We start from the raw sequence: 22,843 nt of genomic DNA on the forward strand, positions 1-22,843 counted from the left end.
CGGGTCTCCTTCTCAGGCCAGGGCGCGGGTGACGACGTCGCCGTCAGCGCCCTGGCGGATGATCACGTGTTCGTCCCACAGGCCGGCTTCGAGGAAGGCGGCCAGCAGGGTCGGGCCGCACTCGACCAGGGCCTCCAGCACGCTATCGGCGGCGAGGTCGGCCAGCAGGCCGGGGATGTCGCCATGCAGGCTGGGCGCGAAGCCCCGCGCGCGGGCGGCGTCGAGATAGGCGGCGGGCGTGCGGCCCCGGCGGTCGAGGATCGCCAGGCGTCTTGGCTTGCGGCTTAGGTCTTCCACCCGGCGGACGGTCAGCAGCGGCGCATCCGCCAGGATCGTACCCGAGCCGGTGATCACGGCGTCGGCCCGGCGGCGCAGGTCGTGGGCGAGGGCCAGGGAAGCGTCGGAGGTGAAGGTCTTGGCCCCGGGCGGCGGGATCATCGAGCCGTCGGCGTCGAGGGCCTGCTTGATCGTCAGCCACGGGTGGCCGCGCATGAGGCGGGTGACGAATGGCGCGATCAGCCGGGCGGCGCGGGCGTGAAGCGCGGCGGCGTCGGCATGGGCGAGATCGGCGATCGGACCGATGGCGAGGCCCGCCGCCGCCAGTCGCGCCGCCCCGCCGGTCGCCGTCGGATTGGGATCGCCCGCCCCGTACCAGACCGCCTTCGCGGGGCTGGCCAGGATCGCCTCCGTGCAGGGCGGTGTGCGGCCATAGTGATTGCAGGGCTCCAGGGTGACGACCACCGTGTGGATGTCACCTTGCCGTCCCGCCGCGCGGCAGGCGGCCAGGGCGGCGGCCTCGGCGTGCGGCTGTCCTGCCGCCTCGTGGGCCGCGACCGCTAGCACCGTCCCGTCCGCCGCCAGCAAGGCGCAGCCCACCGGCGGGTTGGGCGCGGTGGCGCCGACGAAGCGGTCGGCGGCGTCCAGGGCCAGCTGGAAGCCGGTCGCGATCTGATCAGGAGAGGGGAGGGGGGCCGTCATCGGCCGCCTATAGATGACGGGATCGTCGGCTTTCCAAGCCAGCTCCGCCTTTCGCGCCTCTTACATTTTAGACCCCGTTGGGAATGACGCTCGGGGCTAATTGGCTTAGCTACGGAGCATGACCGACCACTCGCCACCGCCGAAATGAAGGGCCCGCGCAACAGCGTCGAGCCGCACGGCGCCTGGTCGCCCGGGCTGCAGAAGGCGCGGCTGTACGAGCTGATCCTGCAGGACATCCTGCTGGGGGATCTCGCCCCCATGCAGGTGCTGGAGGAGAAGGCCCTGGCCGCTCGCTACGCCGGCGGGCTGGCCGGCGTGCGCGACGCCCTGGGGCGCCTGGCCATCGAGGGGCTGGTGCTGCGGCGGCCGCGGGTCGGCACCATCGTCGCGCCGCTGGACGTGGCCGAGATCGAGCACGCCTTCCAGGTGCGGCTGATGCTGGAGGCGAAGACGGCGGGCCTGGCCGCCCGCAACCATCGCCCGGCCGACCTGCCGGCGATCCTGACGGCCTTCGACGGGGCGGAAGAGGCGATCGCCGCCGGCGACTTCCGGGCCATGCTGGCCATGGACCTGGCCTTCCACCGCGCCGTCGCCTTCGCCACCCAGAACCCGACCTTGGCCCGCTTCGTCGTCAGCCTGCAGAACACCGCCACCCGCTTCTGGATCTGGCAGATGGAGAAGCAGGCCCCCGACGAGCAGATGGTCGATGTCGCCCTGCATCGCGAGATGGCCGACGCGATCGCCGCCCGTGACCCTGTTCGGGCGGAAGCGCTCTGCGCGCAGCTGATCGGCCAGCCGCCCAGCGCTTCGGAGCCGGAGGGCCGGTAACGGTTTTGCGACGGGCCGCGACCCGTGCTAACGCCGCGTCATGATCGAAGCGCATCCCACCGGCGGCTATATTCTCGAAGAACTCTCCGTCGGCATGACGGCCGAGAAGCACGTGCCCGTCACCGAAGACCGCATCCAACTGTTCGCCGAGGCCTCGGACGACTTCAACCCGGTGCACGTGGACGAGGCCTTCGCGGCCAAGACCGCCTATCGCGGCCGGATCGCCCACGGCCTGCTGTCGGCCTCGTTCGGCTCGGCGGTGGTCGGCACCATCCTGCCCGGCGCCGGCGCGATCTATCTCAGCCAGACCCTGGCCTTCCACCGGCCGGTGCGGATCGGCGACGTCGTCACCGCCCGCGTCACCGTCTCGGCCATCGACCAGGAGAGCGCCCGGGTGGTGCTCACCTGCGCCGCCCTGGTCGGCGAAGACGTGGTCATGGACGGCGAAGCCACCGTCCGCGTGCCGCGCCGCCGGCGTCCGGCCAAGGGCTGAGGACGGCGCTGGATGCTCCCCTTCTGGGGGAGCTGTCGCGGAGTGACTGAGGGGGTTCCGAGCACCGGCGCTGGCCCCCTCCGGCCCTGTGGGCCACCTCCCCCAGAGGGGGAGGATCTAGCTAATCCACGCAGATCGCGCTGGTGGCCTTGCCGCCCACGACCTTGGCGTAGCAGCCGAACTGCACGTTCGAGCGCTTGCACTGGCCGGTGACCGGCGCGTCGCTGGGCTCGAGGTTGCCTTCCAGGACGCAGCCGCCCTGGCATTGCGAGCCGTCGGTGCAGGCCTTGCCGGCGTCTGCGAAGGGCACGACGCAGGTCGGCAGGCCGCGCCGGCCGACGGTCTCGATCTGACCGCCGCGCGCCGTGCAGGCCTCGACGCTGTCGCCGGCTTGCGCCGAAGGCCCCGGTGGCGGGGCCGTCGGGGCGCAGGCGGCCAGGGTCAGCAGGGCGACGGCGATCAGCGGCAGGCGCATGTCAGATCCTCGAAAGCGTCGGCCGCACTTGGCCATCAGCCCATGAACGCCGGCAGCCAGGCTTCGTTCGTCTCGCGCAGCTTGGCCAGCGGGATCGAGAACAGGCCGGTCGAGGCGAAGGCCTCGCCGCCGGCCACGCCCGCGATATTGGCGTGCACGCCGGCTTCCTTGGCCGCTTCCAGCAGGGCGTCCGGATCGGGCGTCGCCAGCAGGTAGCGGGCCTGGTCCTCGCCGAACAGGTAGGGGTGGGCGTGGGCGTGGCTGGTGGCGTTCAGGGTGACGCCGACCTTGCTGGCCAGGGCGATGTCGGCCGCGGCGATCAGCAGGCCGCCGTCCGACAGGTCGTGGACGCCGGCCACCAGGCCCGAGCCGGCCAGGCCGCGCACGAAGTCGCCGTTCTTGCGCTCGACGGCCAGGTCGACCGGCGGCGGGGCGCCGTCCTCGCGGCCCAGGATCTCGCGCAGATAGATCGAGGCGCCCAGTTCGCCGTGGGTCTCGCCGATCAGCACCAGGGTGTCGCCTTCGGCGACGTTGCCAAAGCCCGTGCGCAGGTCGAAATCTGCCAGCAGGCCGACGGCGCCGACGGTCGGGGTCGGGGGAATGGCGACGCCGTTGGTCTCATTGTAGAGGCTGACATTGCCGCTCACGACCGGGAAGTCCAGCGCCCGGCAGGCCTCGGCCATGCCGTCGGTGGCGCGGACGATCTGGCCCATGGTCTCGGGCTTTTCGGGGCTGCCGAAGTTGAGGTTGTCGGTGATGGCGATCGGCAGCGAGCCGGCCGCCGTCAGGTTGCGCCAGGCTTCGGCGACGGCCTGCTTGCCGCCCTCGTACGGGTCGGCCTGGACGTAGCGCGGGGTGCAGTCGCTGGTCACGGCCACGGCCTTGCCAGTGCCGTGGATGCGCACGATGCCGGCGTCGCAGCCGGTGGCGCTGTCTTCCAGGGTGTCGGCCATCACGTGGCGGTCGTACTGCTCCCACAGCCAGCGCTTGGAGGCCATGTCGGGGCAGCCGACGACCTTCAGCACGGCCTCGTCCCAGTTCTCGGGCGCGGCCACCTTGGCCGGGTCGAGGCGGGCGTCGACCTTGGGCTCGGTCCACGGGCGGTCGTACAGCGGCGCGTCGTCGAACAGCGTGGCCAGCGGCACGTCGCAGACCGTCTCGCCGTGGTGCTTGAGCACCAGGCGGCCGGTGTCGGTGGTGTAGCCGATGACGGCGGCGTCCAGGCCCCACTTCTCGAAGATGGCATGGCCGTCCTGCTCGCGGCCGGGCTTGAGGACCGCCAGCATGCGCTCCTGGCTTTCCGACAGCATCATCTCGTAGGCCGACATGCCGGTTTCGCGTTGGGGCACGGCGTCCATGTTCAGCTCGATGCCGACGCCGCCCTTGCCGGCCATCTCGACCGACGAGGAGGTAAGGCCGGCCGCGCCCATGTCCTGGATGGCCGCGACGGCGCCGGTGGCCATCAGCTCCAGCGTGGCCTCGATCAGCAGCTTCTCGGCGAAGGGGTCGCCGACCTGCACGGTCGGGCGCTTCTCCTCGGAATCCTCGGAGAACTCGGCCGACGACATGGTCGCGCCGTGGATGCCGTCGCGGCCGGTCTTGGAGCCGAAATAGACAACCGCCAGGCCTGCGCCCGGGGCGGCTGAGTAGAAGATCTTGTCGGCGTCGGCCAGGCCTACGCACATGGCGTTGACCAGGATGTTGCCGTTGTAGCCGGGGTGGAAGTTGGTCTCGCCGGCCACGGTGGGCACGCCCACGCAGTTGCCGTAGCCCGCGATGCCGGCCACCACGCCGTCGACCAGGCGCTTGGTCTTCGGGTGCGAGGGATCGCCAAAGCGCAGGGCGTTCAGCAGGGCGATCGGCCGCGCGCCCATCGTGAAGACGTCGCGCATGATGCCGCCCACGCCCGTCGCCGCGCCCTGGTAGGGCTCGATGTAGGAGGGGTGGTTGTGGCTCTCCATCTTGAAGATGATCGCCTGGCCGTCGTCGATGTCGATGACGCCGGCGTTCTCGCCCGGACCGCAGATGACGCGCGGGCCGTCGATCGGGAACTTCTTCAGCTGGTTCTTCGACGACTTGTACGAGCAGTGCTCGGACCACATCACCGAAAACACCCCGAGCTCGACGAGGTTGGGCTCGCGGCCCAGGCGGTCGAGAACGACCGCGTATTCCTCGGGCTTCAGACCGAATTCGGCGGCCGTATCGGCCATGGACTTGGCGGGGGCGGTGGAGGGTGCGCTCATGGGCGCGCCTTCTAGCGCGGCTGGGGGGATTCCGCTATATTCTAGAAAGCCGAAGGTGGTTCTAGAATGGGCATCAGCATTAAGCGGGCCGAGACGGAAGCCCTGGCGCGGCAGGTGGCCGAGGCCACGGGCGTCAGCCTGACCGATGCTATCCACAACGCGCTGGCCGATACGCTGAAGGCGTTGGGGCTGGAGCCGCAGGCGCAGACCGATCGATATGCCGAGATCGAGGCCTGGCTGCGCGAGGTCGATGCGCGGCCTCGAATCTCCGACAAGACAGCCGCCGAGATCGACGCCGAACTCTATGACGAACAGGGCTTGCCGCGTTGATCGTCGTCGACACGTCGGCGCTGGCGGCCATCGTGCTGAGAGAGTCCGAGCGCGAGACCTTCCTCTCGATCCTGATCGCCCAGCCGCGCAAGGCGATGTCCGCCGCCAGCGTGGTCGAGGCCGCTCACGTCTATGCCAAGGTTTTCGCGGCCGAGATCGTGCCGAGCGAACTCGACCGAGATCTCCAGATGCTGGGGATCGAAATCATTGATGTCGATCCGGCGCAGGCGCGCTTGGCGATCGATGCGGCGATGAGGTTTGGCAAGGGGCGCCACCCCGCGCGCTTGAACTTGGGAGACTGCTTCTCCTACGCTCTGGCCAAGGCGCTGAACGCGCCGCTGCTCTTCAAGGGCGACGACTTCGCCCATACCGACATCCGCGCGGCGCTCTGACGCATGGCGCGAAAACGCCTGCGAAAACATGAGCTAAGCTGGAATTAAGGCAGCTCCGCCGGAGGAACGCCGCGACTCCTCGGTCCGTTCTTGTCCCTGTGCGCAGGCAGCGCGCGGACCGAAGAGGAGAAGCCCATGGGTGACCAAAACCGCAATCCGCAGCAACAGCAGCAGAACCCGCAGCGACAGGCGCCGGGCCAACAGCAGCAGCAGCGCCAGAACGAACAGGGCCGCAACCCGGGCGGCCAGGAAAACCAGCCGGATCGCGACCGCGAACGCTGACTTAGCGGGCGTTAGCAGTGCTCCATCGGAGGAAGGGCCGGCGTCGCTCCGCCGGCCCTTTGTCGTGGGCGGCGGGCCGTCAGGGCGTCAGGCGCTCTGGAAGACGCTGCGGAACAGGATCGCGCCGTCTTCCGAGCCGAGGTCGGCGTCGAAGGACCGGTCGGGGTGGGGCATCAGGCCCAGGACGTTGCCGCCGGCGTTGACGATGCCGGCGATGTCGCGGGCCGAACCGTTGGGGTTTTCCTTGTAGCGGAACACCACCTGGCCCTCGCCCTCGATGCGGTCGAGGGTTTCCTCGTCGGCGAAGAAGTTGCCCTCGCCGTTGCCGACGGTCATGACCGCGTCGCGCTGCTCGCCGAAGCTGGCGGTGAAGCGGGTCTGGCTGTTGACGATGTCCAGCTCGACCGGCTTGCAGATGTACTTCAGCTTGGCGTTGCGCAGCAGGGCGCCGGGCAGCAGGCCGACTTCGGTCAGCACCTGGAAGCCGTTGCAGATGCCGACTACGGCCACGCCCTTGTTGGCGGCCGAGACCACTTCGCGCATCACCGGGCTCTGGGCGGCCATGGCGCCGCAGCGCAGATAGTCGCCGTAGGAGAAGCCGCCGGGCAGGACGATCAGGTCCAGGTCGTCCGGAAGGGCCGTCTCCTGGTGCCAGACCATCTCGACGCGAGCGCCGGTGGAGCGTTCGACGGCGACCTTGCAGTCACGATCGCAGTTGGAACCGGGGAAGACGACGACGGCGGCTTTCATGGCGCGGGCCTGTAGCACCGTTCGGATCGAATGTCAGGCGCCGCTGTCCCTAAACTCACGCGCATTCGTCCAGCACCGGCTCGACCTCGTCGCCGGCCGGGGCGGGGAAGGGGTGGCGGAAGGTGAAGGCCGCCGGCGTCGGACCGTGGGCGGACAGCAGGGCGAGCTTCTCAAGCGCCTCCTCGACGCTGGGCCGATGGCCCGCCGGAACCCACCACAGAACCAGGTGCGGACCCTCGGCCGGCTCGAACCACTCGCGCCGCCGCCGCATGATCTCCACGTGGGCCGAGCGATAGACATAGGCGCCCAGCGACGGAATGTCGGTCCAGGTCGAGAGGTTGGGGATCACCAGCGGATCGCCGCCGACGGAGAGGTCGGTGGCGTTGTTGCCGTCGCCCTTCAGCCGCCAGACGAAGCCGGGCGAGCCCTCGGCCAGCTGGTTGATGCGGTCCAGATTGTCGACGAAGTCCTTGATCGCCGGATCGTCGATCGGCGCTTTCAAGCGGCCGATATTGACCTGGGCCAGTTCAAAGGCGGCCATGACGTCCTCCCGTCCTGTTCAGGCGAAGGTAGGGAGCCACGGCCGCCGCCGAAAGGACTCAGCTTCCCAGTAGTCGGCGCAGCTGGCCTTCCGCCCGGTCGGGGGGCGACTGGTAGGCGATCGGTTCGACGAAACCGCCCTTGGCGTCGAACAGGTAGATCGCCGACGAGTGGTCGATCGTATATTCGCCGCCGTCCTGCGGGACCTTCTTGTAATAGACGCGATAGGCCTTGGCGGTCTTGGCGATCTCGTCCGGCGTGCCGGTGAAGCCCTGGATGCGCGGGTCGAAGTTCGACAGGTAGAGCTTCAATTGCTGCGGCGTGTCGCGCTCGGGATCGACCGAGACAAACACCACGTTCAGCTTGTCGGCGTCCGGCCCCAGGGCCTTCAGCCAGGCGCTCATGTCGGTCATGGTCGTGGGGCAGACCTCCGGGCAGTAGGTGAAGCCGAAGAAGATCGCCGTCGGCTTGCCCAGCAGGCTTTTCTCGGTGACCGGCTTGCCGTTGGTGTCCACGAGGTTGAACGGCCCGCCAATCTGGATCGTCGAGCGCGGGGCCTGCGCCGGGGCCTTCTGGTCGCAGGCGGCCAGGGGCAGGGCGGCGGCGAGCGCGGCCGCCAGGAACAGGGCGCGCATCAAGGCTTCACCGCGGTGCGGACCGGGGCCTCGACCGTCACCGGCGGAGCCTTGGCGAACTTCAAGGTCAGGGGAACCTTGGCGCCGTCCTTGAGGGCGATCTTCGGACCGATGATCATCAGGTGCTCGGCGCCGGGCTTCAGGGCCACGGCCTGGCCGGCCGGCAGGGCGATGCCGTCGGCCAGCTTGCGCATCCGCATCACCCCGCCGTCCATCGACATGATGTGGATCTCGCCGCGCTTGGCGGCCGGGGTCTCGACGGCGACCAGCCGGTCGTCGGCGGCGGCCGTCAGGGTGACGTAGCAGCCGCCGGCCATGGCTCCGGCCGGGGCGGCGCGGCACCAGGCGTCGGCGACGGCGACCTTGGCGGGCGGAGCGGCCAGGGCCGAGCTCGCCAGGGCCAGGGCGGCGAGCGGGAGGAGGAAGGCTTTCATCAGTCAGGCTCCGAGGCGCGGCGCGGGGGACAGCCGCCGCAGGACGAGGTCGAGGATCAGCGCCGCCGCCAGCGAGGCGCCGACGAGCGGATAGAGAACGGCCAACGGCAGGACGACGGCCAGAAGACCCAGATAGGCGCCGCGACGGGCCGGCGGAACGGGCGCGGCCAGGCGACTCTTGGGCCTGCGCTTCCACCACATCACCACGGCCGAGACGCCCAGCAGCCAGATCGAGATGCAGCCGGCCAGCATCAGCAGCTTGTTGGCCAGGCCGAACTGCTGGCCCTGGTGGACGGCGATGCCCCATTCGATGACCTTGGCCGCCGCGCCGAAGTCACGATAGCCGATGTCGGCCAGCACCCGGCCGTCGGCCCCGTCGAGATAGACCGTGCGGGCGTTCTCGACCTTGTCGGGCATGTAGGCGGCGGTCCAGGCCCCGCCCGGGGTCTTGGGCAGGCTCAGGGTGAAGCCGTCGGTCAGGCCCGCCGCCCGGGCCTTGCCGACGATGGCGTCGACGCCGAGGGCCGCGTGGTGGTCATGGTGGCTCGCGGGCGCCGCCTTGGTCTGCAGGGCCCAGGGCACGCCCTCGGCCGGTTCATCGTGGTGCGACTGAACGACCGGCGGCTTGGGGCGGCCAAGTCCGGCTTCGGTCGTCAGCTGGCGGACCTCCTTGCCCCAGAAGGCCGACCACGGCATGCCGGTGACCGCCAGGAAGACGATCACCGCGCCGGCGAAGATCCCTGTGACGGCGTGCAGGTCGCGCCAGAACAGCCGCTTGGCCGGCCGGCTCCGCACGGTGACAACGCCGCCGCTCCGGCCACGCGGCCACCACAGGAAGACGCCGGTGGCGACCAGCACGATCGCCCAGCCGGCCGCGACCTCGACCAGCAGGTTGGCGACAGGACCGGCGATGTCGAGGCTGTGCAGCCGCTTGACCAGGCCCATCAGCCCGCCCGGCGCCGTCACGCCCAGGGCCTGGCCCGTATGCGGATCGACATAGGCCGTCGTCTTGCCGGAAGCCGTCTCGACGGCCACCTGCACCGACCGATCGCTGCGCGCGGGGATGACCATCTGCACGGCCTTGCCGCCGCCCGCCACCTCGGCCGCGGCCAGCCAGGTCGCCGGGCTCGCCGTTTCCGGGCCATCGGCGACGACGACCAGGGGGCGGTGGATGATCGCCGTCAGCTCGTCCTTGAACAGGTAGAGCCCGCCGGTCAGGGCCAGCAGCATCAGCACGGGCAGGACCAGCAGGCCCGCATAGAAGTGCCAGCGCCAGAAGGCGCGGTAGACCTCGCCGGCGGGCGAGGTCCCTTGGGTTTCGCTCGCGTCCGTCACGGTCAGAACGACACCGTCACGCCGCCATAGACCGAGCGGCCGTCGCCGGGCCACAGGGCGGCGGTCGAGGCGGTCCAGACCGTGGCCGCCTGGGTGTTGGAGACATAGGCCTCGTCGGTCAGGTTCCGTGCGTCGAGGAACAGCGAGATCTTGTCGGTCGCCTTCCAGCCGGCGTTGAGGTTGAGGATCGCGTAGCTGGGGGCGGTCTTGGTGTTCTTGTAGTCGATCCACTGGTCGCTGGCGGACCATTCGACCGACGGGGCCACGAACCAGCCGCCGCGACCATCGTAGCGGACCTCGGCGCGGTAGAAGTGCTCGGGCACGATCGGCAGGCGGTTGTCGCCGTACTGGACGTCGCCGTCGAAGCGGAAGTCCGACCACGTCCAGGTCTGGCGCAGCCGCCAGCGCGGGGCCACGGCCCAGTCCAGGGCCGCCTCGATCCCCTGGTGGATGGTCTTGTCGGCGTTGAAGGTGGCGGCCGGGATCAGGCTGCTGACCGCGTATTGCAGCATCTCGTGCTTCAGGTTCGCCCGGTACAGGGTGACGTCGTAGGTCAGCGGGCCGCGATGGCCCCGCGTGCCGATCTCGCCGGTCCAGGCCTCTTGCGCCTGCACGGCCGTGAAGCCGGTGTTGGTCGGCGTCATGGAGCTGAAGTTCGGCGGCTCGACCGAGCGGGTGAGGTTGGCGAAGATCTGGTCGCCGCCGTCGCCCTGCCACAGCAGGCCCACGCGCGGCGAGAACCACTCATAGGTCTTGTCGGCGGTCAGGTTGAAGGTCGTTGCGACGCCCGGCACGGCGAAGCTGACATAGTCGCGCTCGGCTCGGCCCCAGGTCGCCCCGCCCACCAGGGCCAGCTTGTCGGTCACGAACAGCCGGCCCTCGCCGAACAGGTCCATGGCCCTGGCGTTCTGCTGGGTGCGCGAGGTCGGTGCGCCGCGCGCTCCGCGGTTGTTGACGTAGAAGTTGGAGTCCAGATCGCCCTGGCGATACCAGGCGCCGAAGAAGGCGTCGGTGCGCAGGCCGCCCAGCTGGCCGTCCCAGTCGAAGCGACCGAAGGCGCCGTAGTTGCGGCTCTGCTGGTCGATGACCTGGAAGATCGGGTGGTCCAGGTCCTTCCACACCGCATAGACCGCGCCTTCGAACACCAGCTCGTCGCTCAGCCGCCAGCTGGTGCGCAGCGAGCCGCGCAGGCCGCGCTGGTTGCGGCCCTGGTCGGCGGCGGCGCTGGCCGCGGCGGTCTGGCGGGGATTGGCCTCGAACTGGGCCACGGTCAGGGCGCCGGGGATCTCCTGGTTGACGTTCGAGCCGTTGAGGATGAAGCGCACCTCGCGGTCCTGGCCGAAGGAGCGGCCGATATTGAGGCTGCCGAACTGGATGTTTTGCTGGCTCTGCGAGCGCCAGCCCTGGCTGGTCTGGTTGGTGGCGGCGGCATAGACGTCCCAGTCGCCCGACTGGCGGGCCAGCGCGACATGCTCGCGGATCAGCCCGTAGGAGCCGCCATCGACCCGCACCTGGGCGCCGTAGCCGGCGTCCTTGCCGGTCGGCGTGACCATGTTGATCGCCCCGCCCAGCAGGGCGCCGCCGAAGCGCAGGGCGTTGCCGCCGCGATAGACCTCGGCATAGCGGGTGTTGAGCGGATCGACCGCCTGGCTGTCGCCATAGCCGTCGGCCTCGTTCAGCGGCACGCCGTCCTGGGCCAGCAGCAGGCCGCGGTTGTGGCTGGCGTTGCCGATCCCCGACCCGCGGATCGAGATGCGGATGTCGCCGCCCCACTTGCGCTGGGCGTAGACCCCGGGGGCGTCGCGCAGCATGTCGTCCAGGGCGATGGCCTGGCGGGAGGCGTAGGATTCCTGCGAGATCACCGACACCGCGCCCGGCGTTTCCGAAAGGCGGCCGCGGGCCAGGGCGACCACTGAGGGCTCCTCGGGATTGCGGCGGGCGGTGACGATGACCGAGGTGACGTCGGTGTCGGCGGCGTCGGGCGTATCAGCGGCGAAGGCGGCGGGCGCGACGGCGAGCATGGCGGCGGACGCCAGCAAGAGAGACTTCATGGAACGGTTCTGGTCCTTCGGCCGCGCGGGGCGGCCGTGATGATCTGCGCGCGTCGCAGCGGACGCGCGGGCGCTAGCCGGCCGAGGGCGGCGGGATCAGATCAGCAGGGACGGAGGACCGGTGGCAGGCGGCGGCGGGGCGGCCAGGCCCCGGCCGGGAACGACTGTGCGCGCCAGGGGCGGCGGCGTTTCGCTGTGGGCGATCGCCAGGGCCTCGCCGGCCAGGGCGATCTCGACCGGCGGCGCGGCCGGGCCCTGGGCGGCGAACGGGCAGGGGCCGTCATGCGCCGGCTTCTTCTCGCCGTGGTCGTCCTGATCGTCCTGGTGCGAGGCCAGCAGGTCGCCGGGCGCGACCATCTTGGCCCCGTCGGCGGTGCAGAGCACCAGGGCGAAGGGCAGGCCGTTGCGGGCTTCGGCGTTGGGCATGAAGCCGGCCGGGACCAGCACCTTGAGCACGATGGCCAGCACCGCGAGCGCCAGGAAGGCGTCGCGCGCAAGCAGTCGGGCAAGGGCGGTCGGACGGGTCACGGGGCAGCTATAGCTTAAACATCCAGGGTTGTCGTGCGGGGTTGTCGGGCAACGCCGGCGTCGCGAGGGCCACAAGTTCTGGATCGTCGATACAATCCATAGTAGCGTTCATAAGTAACGTCGTTCCGTGATTGCGGCGACCCTGGGGGCCGCGCCGGACGCATCGGGGAGATCGTGATGGGCGTCGAGGTGCTTGAGACCGCGCCGGCGGAAGCCGCGCACGCCGAGGCGACGCAAGCCGAGGGAGCCGGCGGATTCGGCGTGTTCAGCGGCGATCCCCGGACCGTCTGGCTGACCGAAGGCGACGACGATCGGCGGATGAAGCTGATCGATCCCTTCAGCTTCAGGGACGCGGCCGGCAAGGTCTGGGACGCGCCGGCAGGGTGGGTCGTCGACGGGGCTTCGATACCCCGGGCGCTGTGGACGCTGGTCGGCTCGCCCTACACCGGCGACTACCGCCGCGCGTCGATCGTCCACGACGTCGCCTGCGATCGCCATCCGCACGACGGGCCCGACCGGCGGGCGGGGGACACGATGTTCTACGCCGCCTGCCGGGCCGGAGGATGCAGCGCGGTGCAGGCCAAGCTGCTGTATCTGGGGGTGCGGATCGGCTCGACCTGGGCCGGCCAGGAGGCGCTGCCGGGCGGGGACGACAAGGTCAGGCTGCGTCCGTCGCCCGAGGATCGTCTGCTGCAGGAAGAGTTCGCGCGCCTGGGCGACCAGGTGGTCGCCGCGGAGGTCGCGTCGCTGGGCGCCGAGCGCCTGCTCGACCCGCAGGAGGAAGCCGCCCGCGCGGTCGCCGAGGTCGATGCGATCGTGGCCGCCAACACGGCGGGGCTGGCCGCGCCGGGAAGCTGAAGGAGGCGAGGGACGGCTGAGCGTCCCTCGATCCGTATCGCCCTTAGGCCCTCGTCTCGCCTTAAGCGATGTCGATGCGGTAGCTTTCGATGACCGTGTTGGCCAGCAGCTTCTCGCACATGGCCTTGACCTCGGCCTTGGCGGCCTCGGCGTCGGTTCCGTCGAGGTCGAACTCGATGACGCGGCCGACGCGGGCCTCCTTCACCGACGGCCAGCCCAGGCCGTGCAGGGCGTTCTCGACGGCCTTGCCCTGGACGTCGAGCACGCCGGGCTTCAGGAACACGTGGACGGTGGCTTTCACTGTAAATTCCTCCCTCGCGAAGCGGGGGAGGGGGACCGCGAAGCGGTGGAGGGGCGTAAGCCGTCCACGGCGATCGGGATCTTCCCCCTCCGTCGCCTCCGGCGACACCTCCCCCTCCAGGGAGAGGATCAAAAATGACTAGTGCACGCCGCCTTGGATGACGGTGGGCATTTCCTTCATGATGCCGAGGCGGCGGGCCACTTCGGTATAGCTCTCGATGACATTGCCCAGGTCGCGACGGAAGCGGTCCTTGTCCAGCTTCTCGTTGGTGGCGGCGTCCCACAGGCGGCAGCTGTCGGGGCTGATCTCGTCGGCCAGGATGATCCGCGAGAAGTCGCCCTCGTAGATGCGGCCGAACTCGATCTTGAAGTCCACCAGGGTGATGCCGACGCCGCTGAACAGGCCCGACAGGTAGTCGTTGACCCGCAGGGCCATGGCCATCATGTCGTCGATCTCCTGGGTGGCGGCCCAGTTGAAGGCGGTGATGTGCTCTTCCGACACCATCGGGTCGTTGAGCTTGTCTTCCTTGTAGTAGAACTCGATGATCGAGCGCGGCAGCGGCTGGCCTTCGGTCAGGCCCAGGCGCGTGGCGATCGAGCCGGCGGCGATGTTGCGCACGACGACTTCCAGCGGAATGATCTCGACTTCCTTGATCAGCTGCTCGCGCAGATTCAGCCGGCGGATGAAGTGGTTCTGTACGCCGATCGAATTCAGGCGAGTCATGACGTACTCGCTGATCCGGTTGTTGATGACGCCCTTGCCTTCGAGCTGGGCCTTCTTCTCGCCGTTGAAGGCGGTGGCGTCGTCCTTGAAGTACTGGATCAGGGTGCCGGGCTCGGGGCCCTCGTACAGGATCTTGGCCTTGCCTTCGTAGATCTTCTTGCGACGGGTCATGGCTCTCGTCGAGGCCCTTCTGCGAATAAGCGCGCCACCCACACCCCGGAGGAACTCTCCGGAGAAACGAAAAGCGCGCGCGGCGGATAGCTGCGCGCGGCGTTCGACTCAAGGCCGCTCACTGAAAAATGTCCGTCGGAACCTACCCGAACGCGGCCTTTGGCGCAAACGGGGGCTGCCGGAATGGTAAACCTTCGCCCTGCGGCGTCGGGAGTGATTGCCCCCCGCCTCGCCACGGGATATGGAGCCGCCACTAGGGCCAATTCGCCTAGCGGACGAGATACGTTCGCACGGGACGAAACGGCTCTACTCTCTTACACTGGATCGCCGCTACACCGCCCTGGGGTTGCACCTTCGGGCGGAGGCGTTTCGGAAAACTTGGGGCTTTCATGACGACCTTCGACGACCGCGAGCAGGCTTTCGAACGCAAGTTCGCGAACGACCAGGAGCTGGAGTTCAAGGCCACCGCCCGCCGCAACCGCCTGGTCGGCGAATGGGCCGCCGGCCTGATGGGCCTGGCCACGGTCGAGGAATACGCCCGCGCCGTGGTGAAGTCCGACTTCGAACAACCGGGCGACGACGACGTGGTCCGCAAGGTCTTCGAAGACCTGAAGGGCTCGGGCGTCGCCGTCAGCGAGGGCGAGGTCCGGATGAAGATGGCCGAGCTGCTGGCCTTCGCCCGCGAGCAGATCCGCTCGGGCGAATAAGCCGCCCCGCCTTCGCGGCGGAAGATCAGAAGGCCCGGCCCGGTTCACACCGGCCGGGCCTTTTCTTTTGCCCGCTACCGTCGCTCTGTGAACATTTGCATCTTTAGGTTGTTGAAAATCTGAGATCGTCCTCAGGCTTTATCGGGCGTTGAATTCGCCCGGCAGGCGCATCGTCAAAAGACGGGGCGGCGACCAAGCGACCGTTCCCGCATCATCGGAGGACGACACATGGCTGACGACGTCGGCAACCTGCACTCCCAAACCACCGAAATCAGCCCGGTCGGGCTGTACCTGGTCAAGCTCGTGGTCGGTAACGTCGGCACGCCCGGCGCCCCGATCGTCAACCTGGCCCTGACCGTCGATGCGCCCTCGGGCCATGTCAGCGGCATCGCCGAGATCAACCAGGCGATCATCGGCGGCCAGCACCGCTTCCCGGTGCAGGGCAACATCTACCACACCGGCTTTGGCCAGGATCAGCTGCTGATCGCCCTGCACGGCCAGTTCGTGGCCAGCGTGCCGCCGCCCGCCATCGGCGCCTTCCTGGTGCAGTTCCGCGCCGGCCTGGTGGTCGACAAGACCTGGAACGGCCACGGCGGCTTCGACTACCTCAACACCCACGTCGACAACGTGCCGGTGAAGAAGGTCGGGTGAAGCCATAGGATCCTCCCCCTCTGGGGGAGGTGGCGCAAAGCGCCGGAGGGGGGGCGTTTCAGCTTCCGCTGATACGGACGGCTTCACGGCCACTCCCCTCTCCGTCGCCTTCGGCGACACCTCTCCCACGGGGAGAGGGTCTCTAGGGCTTCAACCAACCCCGCAACCCCAGCCACGCCTTGCGCTTGGCCTCGAAGCCCAGCGCCGCATGGGCCGGGCTCGACGAGGGCAGGGGCGCCAGGGCCAGGCCCGAACCTGACAGCAGCCGTGTCCCCGCCTTGGCCGCCGCGCCGCCGTTGAAGGCGACGGCCCGCAGCCGCGGCAAGGTCGCGATCAGGCCCAGCAGGTCGTTGTCGGCCGCATCCTTGATCGCCGCATCGAGGCTGCCGGGCCGCACGGCCTCGGCATGGACGTCCCACAGGCCAATCCCCGCCGCCAGCAGGCCCGCCAGGCGCTGCTCGTAGGGCAGGGCGACGAGATCGTGGTCGATGACAGCGCCGATCAACCGCCAGAAGCCGTTGCGGGGATGGCCGTAGTATTGCGCCGCCGCCAGCGAGGCGTCGCCGGGCAGGCTGCCCAGCACCAGCAGGCGGACGTCGGGGTTCACCACCGGCGGGAAGCCGCGCTTGCGGGCTTCCTCGACGCTCATTGGGCGCGCGGCGTGCCCGACGGCGGGCTGTCCTTAAGCCAACCGGTGACCATAAGCCGCGGCGCGCCGGCATAGGGCGCGACGGGGGCCACCGAGTGCTGGCGGGGCACCTTGAAGATCGTCATCACGTTGAAGGCCGGGGCGAAGCCGCGCTCGATGTCGCCGGCCGCGTCGTGGAACAGCAGCTGCCCGCCCCAGTCGCTGCGCCATTCGCGGGTCAGGCTGATGGTGTAGGCCGCTCGCCGGTCGCCCTCGCCGGTGTCGTCGTGGCGGGTCAGAAAGTCGCCGGGCCGATAGAGGGTGGCCTGGGCGTCCAGCTTGGTGATCCCGCTCTCGCCGATCACCGCCGCCCCGAAGGCGATCATCTCGGGACTGTTGAGGAAGTCGGTCAGGTCGTGGATCGGGTGGCCTGGATCGCGCCCGGCCAGGTAGGCGCTGATCATCGGATAGCCGAGATAGACATAGGCGAAGCCGTTGCGGGCCCGCAGGGTGGCGGCCTTCAGCTTCTCGCCGACGCCGGTCGCGCCCAGCTTCTGGATCGCCGCCCGGTCCAGCACCTCGGCCTTGCCGCTCTCGGTGGAGCAGACGACGTCCCAGTTCATGCCCTGCTCGAGCATGCGGGCCAGGACGTCGGCCGTGGCCGGCTCGAAGATCCCGGGGATCCGCACCACGCCGTCGCGAGCATAGGCGGCCGCGAAGGCCGCCGGATCCAGCGCCGGGTTGAGACGAAGGATCGGCGGCTCGCTCAACGGGTTCAGGCCTGTTCGCCGAACACGCGCTTGAAGATCACGTCGACGTTCTTGGTGTGGTAGGTCAGGTCGAACAGGGCCTCGAGGGCCTCGTCCGACAGGGCCTTGCTGACGGTCTCGTCGGCCTTGAGGAAGTCGAGGAACCGGCCTTCGCCGCGCCACACCTTCATCGCGTTGCCCTGGACGGCGGCATAGGCGTCTTCGCGGCTGACGCCTTCCTGGGTCAGGGCCAGCATGACCCGCTGCGAGAACACCAGGCCCCCGAGCTTGTCGAGGTTCTTGGCCATGTTGTCGGGATAGATGTTGAAGCGCTCGATGACGCCGGCCAGGCGGCGCAGGGCGAAGTCGAGGTGGATGGTGGCGTCCGGGCCGATGCCGCGCTCGACCGACGAGTGGCTGATGTCGCGCTCGTGCCAGAGGGCGACGTTCTCCATCGCCGGCACCACGGCCGAGCGGACCAGGCGGGCGAGGCCCGTCAGGTTCTCGGTGAGGATCGGGTTGCGCTTGTGGGGCATGGCCGAGCTGCCCTTCTGGCCGACCTCGAAGGGCTCTTCGGCTTCGAGGACCTCGGTGCGCTGCAGGTGGCGGATCTCGGTGGCCAGGCGCTCGATCGACGAGGCCACGACGCCGAGGGCGGCGAAATAGGCCGCGTGGCGGTCGCGCGGGATGACCTGGGTCGAGACCGGCTCGACGGCCAGGCCCATCTTGTCGGCCACGTGCTGTTCGACGCGCGGATCGACATTGGCGAAGGTGCCGACGGCGCCGGAGATCGCGCAGGTGGCGATCTCGAACTTGGCCATCGCCAGGCGCTCCTTGGCGCGCTGGAATTCGGCGTAGTAGCCGGCCAGCTTCAGGCCGAAGGTGATCGGCTCGGCGTGGATGCCGTGGCTGCGGCCGACGCAAACGGTGAACTTGTGTTCCAGCGCGCGGCGCTTCAGGCCGGCCAGAACGAGATCGACGCCGTCGAGCAGCAGGTCGGTGGCGCGCGACAGCTGCACGGCGAAGCAGGTGTCCAGCACGTCCGAGCTGGTCATGCCCTGGTGCAGGAAGCGGGCCTCGGGGCCGACGATTTCCGACACGTGGGTCAGGAAGGCGATGACGTCGTGCTTGGTGACGCGCTCGATCTCGTCGATCCGGTCGCTGTCCCAGATCGCGTCGCGACCCTTCTCCCAGATGGTCTCGGCGGCGAGCTTCGGGATGGTCCCGATCTCGGCCATGGCGTCGGCGGCGTGGGCCTCGATCTCGAACCAGATCTTGTACTTGGTCTGGCTGGACCAAATGGCGGCGGCTTCGGGGCGGGCGTAGCGGCTGATCATGGGGCCGGGGTTTCGTCGCGCCAGGGCGCTGAGTCAAGGGAAGCGGGTTATTACTTAGGTCCAGGCGTCCTTCTCCCCTTGCGGGAGAAGGTGGCGGCCGACGGCCGTCGGATGAGGGGTCTCTCAGATCTCGACCGCTGCACCCCGTCGTTCGGCTTTCGCGGCGGATAGGTTTGAGAGACCCCTCACCCGACCTGCTTCGCAGGCCACCCTCTCCCGCAGGGGGAGAGGGGTCGTTTTTAGCCCCGCGACTTCATGTGCTTGACCATGCCGATCGCCGCCAGGGCGTAGTGGACGCCGGCCCAGGCGTAGAAGCACACCGAGACGACGATGCCCTGCTGGGTGGCGCGGGCCATGGCCGCGCCGCAGGCCTTGGCGGCCTCGACCGGCGCGCCCTTGGGGGCGATCCCGCCGGGGCAGGCGGCGGCGAAGTCGGCCGGGCCGGGCGAGAACGAACCGGCCAGGGCTTGGAAGATGCTGGTGACCTGCGGATGGTTGAAGTGGAAGCCGGCCAGGTGGTCGATCAGCCAGCCGGTGAACACCGGGCCGCCGCCCAGGGCGATCAGGTTCAGGAAGAAGAACAGCAGGGCCGTGGCCGTGGCCCGGCGGCGCGGCTCGACCGAGTTCTGCACCACCCCGAAGGTCGGGGCGAGATAGACGTAGTGGAAGACGCCGGGGATCAGCAGGATCAGCGCCATGGTCTGCCACTGGGGTTGCAGGTAGGCGGTGATGTAGATCGGGGTGCAGACGATCAGGCCGATGGCCGGGGTCAGGGCGTACCACTTGGCGCTGCGCTTGCCGGCCCAGTCGCTGAGGAAGCCGCCGACCAGGGTGCCGATGCCGGCCGAGAAGCCGCCGATCAGGCCGACGATCAGGCCCACCTGGGCCAGGCCCAGGCCGAAACCGCGGACGAAGTAGGGCGGCACGAAGGCGTTTGAGCCATAGGAGCCGAACGAGGCGATGGTCACGCCCAGCACCATGTGCAGCACCGGCCACTTGCCGAACAGGATCTTGGTCACGGCCCACAGCTCGGCGAATTCCTGGTTCAGCGAGAAGGCGGGCTTGACCGGTTCGGCGGGGGTGACGGCCTCGGGCTCCAGCGGCGTCTCGACGAGGTCGGAATGGCCGCGCGGCGGCTCCTTGACCACCAGCTTGACCAGGATGGCCAGCAGGATGCCCGGCAGGCCGACGATGACGAAGGCCACGCGCCAGCTGAACTCCTGGGCCAGCCAGCCACCGGCGACGGCGCCGAACATCGTGCCCAGCGGAATGCCGAAGCTGTAGATCGACAGGGCCGAGGCCCGCTGCTTGGGGGCGTAGTAGTCGCTGATCAGCGAGTGGCTGGGCGGCGAGCAGCCGGCCTCGCCGACCCCAACCCCGAACCGGTAGAGCGCCAGTTGGGCGAAGCTGGCCGCCGTGCCGCACAGGGCGGTGAAGCCCGACCAGACGACCAGCGAGATCGAGATGATCGAGACCCGGTTCCAGCGCTCGGCCAGGCGGGCGATCGGAATACCGAGGATGGTGTAGAGCAGGGCGAAATAGAGCCCGCCCAGCAGGCCCAGCTGGGTATCGGTCAGGTGCAGGTCGACCTTGATGGCCTGACCGATGGTGGCGATGATCGTGCGGTCGATGAAGTTGAAGGTGTAGGTCGCCAGCAAGAGCGCCAGCACGGAAGCCTTGTATCCCTTGGAATAGAGCGGCGCTCCGCCGCCCGGCGCATGCGCCTGGCCCATCCTGACTCTCTCCCTTCAAACGTTTGTTCTATTTGCGCCGACTGTGACCCAACGGCAGGGGCGACGCCACCCTCTTTTCGAAAGTTCGGAATGGCGGCGGCTTTGCGGCGTGCGGATGAACGGGAGATAACAAGCCGGGGCAGGAACGTTCAGGAAGAGGCGCGCCTACTGGGCCCATACAAGGTCGCTCGAACGGCCGTCGCGTCGGAGGTCACATGCAAGCCGCTCGCCCCCTGGAAACGGAAACACCCGCCCGCGAGGCCAAGGTCGTCTCGCTGGCCGAATTCAACCACGCCCGCTCGATGCGGGCGCTCGAGCGCTGGGACCTGGACGTTCCCGCCGACCGCTATCCGTTTGCCTACTGCTTCCCGAGGTCTTGAACGTTCCCTCTCCCCTTGCGGGAGAAGGTGGCGGCCGAAGGCCGTCGGATGAGGGGTTTCTCGGATGTTGGACGCTCCGCTCGGCCTGACCGCCGTTTGCAGCTTTTATGTCTGAGAGACCCCTCACCCGACCTGCTTCGCAGGCCACCCTCTCCCGCAAGGGGAGAGGGCACGGGTTGGCGATCTCCCGCGTTTCGGCGGCAGCTGGTGGGGAGGCGCGGAGCGGCCGGGCGGAGCCCGGAGACCGTGATGTTGTTTAGCGTTTCGGCTTCGTCAGACCGCTCCGCCGCATCGTTGGCTCGAAGGACCGGGGGCGTAGGCGCTATTTCAGCCATTGGCCCGGCTAGCCCTCGGACGGGCAGGATCGACAGCCCCGCGGTAATCCGGCGCGGCCTCGGCTGATCCTGTTGAACCGGTTTGAACGTTCCCGGCCTGTCGACCCGCTTGTCGCGTCACGGAACGGCTGACGGCCCAATCACGCCTTCTGAGCGATCCTGCAAACCCGCCCTTCCCGCAACGCAACCAGCGGCCCCGCTCGATGCGATCACAGCCGCAACTTGGGCCGGTACCAAGAGCCCTCCCCATGGCTGGGATGACTGTGAGTATGGGGGTGGTTTTGGCGCGTCTGATAAGTTTGGGTGATAAAGTTGTACCGCGCTGCTTTGGCTGAAATCTTTTTCGAGTTCGCCGGGGATCGACACTCGCCAATCCCCGTCCGACGCAGGTTTTCCTTCTCCCATAGGGAGAAGGTGGCGCGAAGCGCCGGATGAGGGGTTAGGGACTGAAGACGGCGTGCCGGCACGCCGGTTGGCGGCGTAACCCCTCACCCTCCCACGCTTCGCGCGGGCCCCTCCCTCTCCCTCTGGGAGAGGGGCGGGGAGCGATCGCCTAGCGCTGCCCCTGTAAGATCTTGACCGCCGACGCGGTCCCCCTCGTCCGCAAGTGAGGGAGGATCTCGAACTACCCCACCATGTCCTCGCGGATCGTCTTCCGCGCCGCCCAGAACAGGGCGAAGGCCAGCAGGCCGAACATGGTCGAGACGATCAGCGCCCAGCGCACGCCCTGGGCCTCGCCTAGTCCCATGGGGCCGGCGAAGACGTCCGACAGCGCGCCGACGGCGACGGGGCCAAGGCCCAGGCCGATCAGGTTGATGACGAACAGCAGCACCGCCGAGGCCGTGGCCCGCATCTCGGCCGGCACGATGCTTTGGGTGGTGGCATAGACCGGCCCGTACCACAGCGTGCCCAGCAGCATCGGCACGGCCAGGACGCCGATCGCCGCCCCCACCGAGTCCAGGCTGACGACGGCGATGTAGAACGGCAGGGTCACCAGCGAGGCGATGGCCGGCACGGTGACATAGGCCCGCAGGTCCTTGGCCCCCATGCGGTCGGCCAGCTGTCCGCCCAGCCAGGCGCCGATGACGCCGGCCGTGCCGCCGATCAGGCCCAGCGACAGGCCGAGAAAGCCGGCCGACTTCAGCCCGAACTGGGCGGCCAGGGCGGCGATGTCGGCGCTGTGGTTGCGGAAGAAGTAGGAGGCGATGAACGGCGCCTGGCCATAGCCGACGAAGGCCTTGATCGAGGCGGCGAAGGCCACCAGCCAGAAGGTCTTCTTGGCCATCAGCACCGCCAGGGCCGCGCCGAAGCCGATCGACGGCGTGGCGCGGGCCGCCAGGTCGGCGGCCAGGCGCTTGCGCGGCTCCACCAGGGTGAAGGCGGCGACCAGGGCGAAGAGCACGCCCGGCGCGCCGGCGACCATGAAGGCGACCCGCCAGCCATAGGCGTCGGCGACCAGACCGCCCATGGCCATGCCGGCCAGCGTGCCCAGCGGCGTGCCGATCGAATAGAAGGCGATGGCGCTGGCCCGCTTTTCCTTGGGCACGTAGTCGGTGATCAGCGAGTGGGCCGGCGGGGTGCAGCCCGCCTCGCCGACGCCCACCCCGATGCGGGCGGCGATCAATTGCCAGACGTTCTGGGCGAAGCCGCACAGCAGGGTGAAGGCGCTCCAGGCCAGGATCGAGGCGGCGATGATCCTTGGCCGGTTCTTGCGCTCGGCCAGGCGGGCGATCGGAATGCCCAGCACGGTGTAGAAGATCGCGAACGCCAGGCCCGTCATCATCCCCAACTGCCAGTCGGCCAGCCCCAGGTCGCGCTTGATCGGCTCGGCCAGGATGTTGACCACCTGCCGGTCGAGGAAGTTCAGCGTGTAGATGATCAGCAGCACCCACAGGGCGTAGCGGCGATAGCCGCTCGACACGGGCGCGATCACCGGCGACGGAACCACCGTCTCGGCCATGGGCGTTCCTCCTCGA

At 69.1% G+C, this 22,843-nt stretch carries 26 protein-coding genes; 9 read left to right on the top strand and 17 right to left on the bottom strand.

Features of this window, described 5'->3' with window-relative positions:
* Positions 1-12: 12 nt before the first annotated feature.
* Positions 13-978 (bottom strand): bifunctional diaminohydroxyphosphoribosylaminopyrimidine deaminase/5-amino-6-(5-phosphoribosylamino)uracil reductase RibD, encoded by a 966-nt coding sequence (gene ribD / locus I4Q42_RS18975; protein ID WP_198577653.1) that lies wholly within the window; start codon positions 976-978, stop codon positions 13-15.
* Between the two features lie 144 nt (positions 979-1,122).
* On the opposite strand from ribD, the gene I4Q42_RS18980 reads away from it, so the two are divergent.
* A complete protein-coding gene (locus tag I4Q42_RS18980; protein WP_198577654.1) occupies positions 1,123-1,806 on the top strand; it encodes a GntR family transcriptional regulator in 684 nt (227 codons plus the stop codon).
* A gap of 40 nt (positions 1,807-1,846) precedes the next feature.
* Positions 1,847-2,299, top strand: a complete 453-nt coding sequence (locus I4Q42_RS18985) for a MaoC family dehydratase (protein WP_198577655.1) — start codon at positions 1,847-1,849, stop codon at positions 2,297-2,299.
* Positions 2,300-2,420: 121 nt separating this feature from the next.
* On the opposite strand, the gene I4Q42_RS18990 is transcribed toward I4Q42_RS18985, so the two are convergent.
* Both I4Q42_RS18990 and purL read right to left on the bottom strand, forming a co-directional pair.
* Positions 2,421-2,774 carry a hypothetical protein gene (locus tag I4Q42_RS18990; RefSeq protein ID WP_198577656.1) on the bottom strand — a complete coding sequence of 118 codons (354 nt, stop codon included), beginning with the start codon at positions 2,772-2,774 and terminating at the stop codon, positions 2,421-2,423.
* A gap of 35 nt (positions 2,775-2,809) precedes the next feature.
* Positions 2,810-5,017, bottom strand: a complete 2,208-nt coding sequence (gene purL, locus I4Q42_RS18995; protein ID WP_198577657.1) for a phosphoribosylformylglycinamidine synthase subunit PurL — start codon at positions 5,015-5,017, stop codon at positions 2,810-2,812.
* A 66-nt stretch (positions 5,018-5,083) separates the two neighbouring features.
* On the opposite strand from purL, the gene I4Q42_RS19000 reads away from it, so the two are divergent.
* From I4Q42_RS19000 to I4Q42_RS19010, 3 genes are all read left to right on the top strand, one after another.
* Positions 5,084-5,347 (top strand): type II toxin-antitoxin system VapB family antitoxin, encoded by a 264-nt coding sequence (locus I4Q42_RS19000; RefSeq protein ID WP_198577658.1) that lies wholly within the window; start codon positions 5,084-5,086, stop codon positions 5,345-5,347.
* Positions 5,344-5,739 carry a type II toxin-antitoxin system VapC family toxin gene (locus I4Q42_RS19005; RefSeq protein WP_232793283.1) on the top strand — a complete coding sequence of 132 codons (396 nt, stop codon included), beginning with the start codon at positions 5,344-5,346 and terminating at the stop codon, positions 5,737-5,739. Before I4Q42_RS19000 ends, I4Q42_RS19005 begins: the two co-directional genes overlap by 4 nt.
* A gap of 135 nt (positions 5,740-5,874) precedes the next feature.
* Complete coding sequence (locus tag I4Q42_RS19010; protein WP_198577659.1) at positions 5,875-6,021, top strand: hypothetical protein; 147 nt, start codon at positions 5,875-5,877, stop codon at positions 6,019-6,021.
* A gap of 87 nt (positions 6,022-6,108) precedes the next feature.
* Here the strand turns inward: I4Q42_RS19010 and purQ are convergent, their stop codons facing one another.
* The 7 genes from purQ to I4Q42_RS19045 all read right to left on the bottom strand — a co-directional run bounded on the left by purQ (position 6,109) and on the right by I4Q42_RS19045 (position 12,294).
* Positions 6,109-6,771 (bottom strand): phosphoribosylformylglycinamidine synthase subunit PurQ, encoded by a 663-nt coding sequence (gene purQ / locus I4Q42_RS19015; RefSeq protein WP_198577660.1) that lies wholly within the window; start codon positions 6,769-6,771, stop codon positions 6,109-6,111.
* Between the two features lie 55 nt (positions 6,772-6,826).
* Entirely contained in the window at positions 6,827-7,312 is a 486-nt protein-coding gene (locus tag I4Q42_RS19020) for a DUF3291 domain-containing protein (RefSeq protein ID WP_198577661.1), read from the bottom strand.
* Between the two features lie 58 nt (positions 7,313-7,370).
* Positions 7,371-7,946, bottom strand: a complete 576-nt coding sequence (locus I4Q42_RS19025) for an SCO family protein (RefSeq protein WP_198577662.1) — start codon at positions 7,944-7,946, stop codon at positions 7,371-7,373.
* Positions 7,946-8,380 carry a copper chaperone PCu(A)C gene (locus tag I4Q42_RS19030; RefSeq protein WP_198577663.1) on the bottom strand — a complete coding sequence of 145 codons (435 nt, stop codon included), beginning with the start codon at positions 8,378-8,380 and terminating at the stop codon, positions 7,946-7,948. The genes I4Q42_RS19025 and I4Q42_RS19030 overlap by 1 nt, the downstream gene beginning before the upstream one ends.
* A gap of 3 nt (positions 8,381-8,383) precedes the next feature.
* A complete protein-coding gene (locus tag I4Q42_RS19035; RefSeq protein ID WP_408611102.1) occupies positions 8,384-9,715 on the bottom strand; it encodes a PepSY-associated TM helix domain-containing protein in 1,332 nt (443 codons plus the stop codon).
* Positions 9,716-9,717: 2 nt separating this feature from the next.
* The gene (locus I4Q42_RS19040) at positions 9,718-11,766 is read right to left on the bottom strand and encodes a TonB-dependent receptor family protein (RefSeq protein WP_198577664.1); all 2,049 of its coding nucleotides are present in this window, start codon (positions 11,764-11,766) and stop codon (positions 9,718-9,720) included.
* Positions 11,767-11,862: 96 nt separating this feature from the next.
* Positions 11,863-12,294, bottom strand: coding sequence for a DUF2946 family protein (locus I4Q42_RS19045; RefSeq protein WP_198577665.1), 432 nt, complete (start codon positions 12,292-12,294; stop codon positions 11,863-11,865).
* A 177-nt stretch (positions 12,295-12,471) separates the two neighbouring features.
* Between I4Q42_RS19045 and I4Q42_RS19050 the strand changes: the two genes are divergently transcribed.
* Positions 12,472-13,152 carry a DUF1353 domain-containing protein gene (locus I4Q42_RS19050; RefSeq protein WP_232793293.1) on the top strand — a complete coding sequence of 227 codons (681 nt, stop codon included), beginning with the start codon at positions 12,472-12,474 and terminating at the stop codon, positions 13,150-13,152.
* Between the two features lie 61 nt (positions 13,153-13,213).
* Here I4Q42_RS19050 and purS read toward each other — a convergent pair whose 3' ends face one another.
* Positions 13,214-13,453 (bottom strand): phosphoribosylformylglycinamidine synthase subunit PurS, encoded by a 240-nt coding sequence (gene purS / locus I4Q42_RS19055; protein ID WP_198577667.1) that lies wholly within the window; start codon positions 13,451-13,453, stop codon positions 13,214-13,216.
* A 138-nt stretch (positions 13,454-13,591) separates the two neighbouring features.
* Positions 13,592-14,347, bottom strand: coding sequence for a phosphoribosylaminoimidazolesuccinocarboxamide synthase (purC, locus tag I4Q42_RS19060; protein WP_110121475.1), 756 nt, complete (start codon positions 14,345-14,347; stop codon positions 13,592-13,594).
* A 389-nt stretch (positions 14,348-14,736) separates the two neighbouring features.
* Here purC and I4Q42_RS19065 point away from each other — a divergent pair, with 389 nt between their 5' ends.
* Together I4Q42_RS19065 and I4Q42_RS19070 are read left to right on the top strand one after the other, a co-directional pair.
* The gene (locus tag I4Q42_RS19065) at positions 14,737-15,054 is read left to right on the top strand and encodes a DUF1476 domain-containing protein (protein WP_110121474.1); all 318 of its coding nucleotides are present in this window, start codon (positions 14,737-14,739) and stop codon (positions 15,052-15,054) included.
* A 228-nt stretch (positions 15,055-15,282) separates the two neighbouring features.
* A complete protein-coding gene (locus I4Q42_RS19070) occupies positions 15,283-15,705 on the top strand; it encodes a DUF1842 domain-containing protein (RefSeq protein WP_198577668.1) in 423 nt (140 codons plus the stop codon).
* A gap of 142 nt (positions 15,706-15,847) precedes the next feature.
* On the opposite strand, the gene I4Q42_RS19075 is transcribed toward I4Q42_RS19070, so the two are convergent.
* The 4 genes from I4Q42_RS19075 to I4Q42_RS19090 form a co-directional block, all read right to left on the bottom strand.
* Positions 15,848-16,354, bottom strand: a complete 507-nt coding sequence (locus tag I4Q42_RS19075) for a DNA-deoxyinosine glycosylase (RefSeq protein WP_198577669.1) — start codon at positions 16,352-16,354, stop codon at positions 15,848-15,850.
* Positions 16,351-17,103, bottom strand: coding sequence for a 2OG-Fe(II) oxygenase (locus I4Q42_RS19080; RefSeq protein ID WP_198577670.1), 753 nt, complete (start codon positions 17,101-17,103; stop codon positions 16,351-16,353). Before I4Q42_RS19080 ends, I4Q42_RS19075 begins: the two co-directional genes overlap by 4 nt.
* Positions 17,104-17,108: 5 nt before the next feature.
* A complete protein-coding gene (gene purB, locus I4Q42_RS19085; protein WP_198577671.1) occupies positions 17,109-18,419 on the bottom strand; it encodes an adenylosuccinate lyase in 1,311 nt (436 codons plus the stop codon).
* Positions 18,420-18,658: 239 nt separating this feature from the next.
* Positions 18,659-20,152, bottom strand: coding sequence for a spinster family MFS transporter (locus tag I4Q42_RS19090; RefSeq protein WP_198577672.1), 1,494 nt, complete (start codon positions 20,150-20,152; stop codon positions 18,659-18,661).
* A 215-nt stretch (positions 20,153-20,367) separates the two neighbouring features.
* Here I4Q42_RS19090 and I4Q42_RS19095 point away from each other — a divergent pair, with 215 nt between their 5' ends.
* Positions 20,368-20,532, top strand: a complete 165-nt coding sequence (locus I4Q42_RS19095) for a hypothetical protein (protein ID WP_198577673.1) — start codon at positions 20,368-20,370, stop codon at positions 20,530-20,532.
* Between the two features lie 960 nt (positions 20,533-21,492).
* Here I4Q42_RS19095 and I4Q42_RS19100 read toward each other — a convergent pair.
* Positions 21,493-22,827 carry a spinster family MFS transporter gene (locus tag I4Q42_RS19100; protein ID WP_198577674.1) on the bottom strand — a complete coding sequence of 445 codons (1,335 nt, stop codon included), beginning with the start codon at positions 22,825-22,827 and terminating at the stop codon, positions 21,493-21,495.
* Positions 22,828-22,843: the final 16 nt, after the last annotated feature.

Origin of the sequence: Caulobacter hibisci (genome assembly GCF_016135805.1) — a bacterium.
GTDB classification, from domain to species: domain Bacteria; phylum Pseudomonadota; class Alphaproteobacteria; order Caulobacterales; family Caulobacteraceae; genus Caulobacter; species Caulobacter hibisci.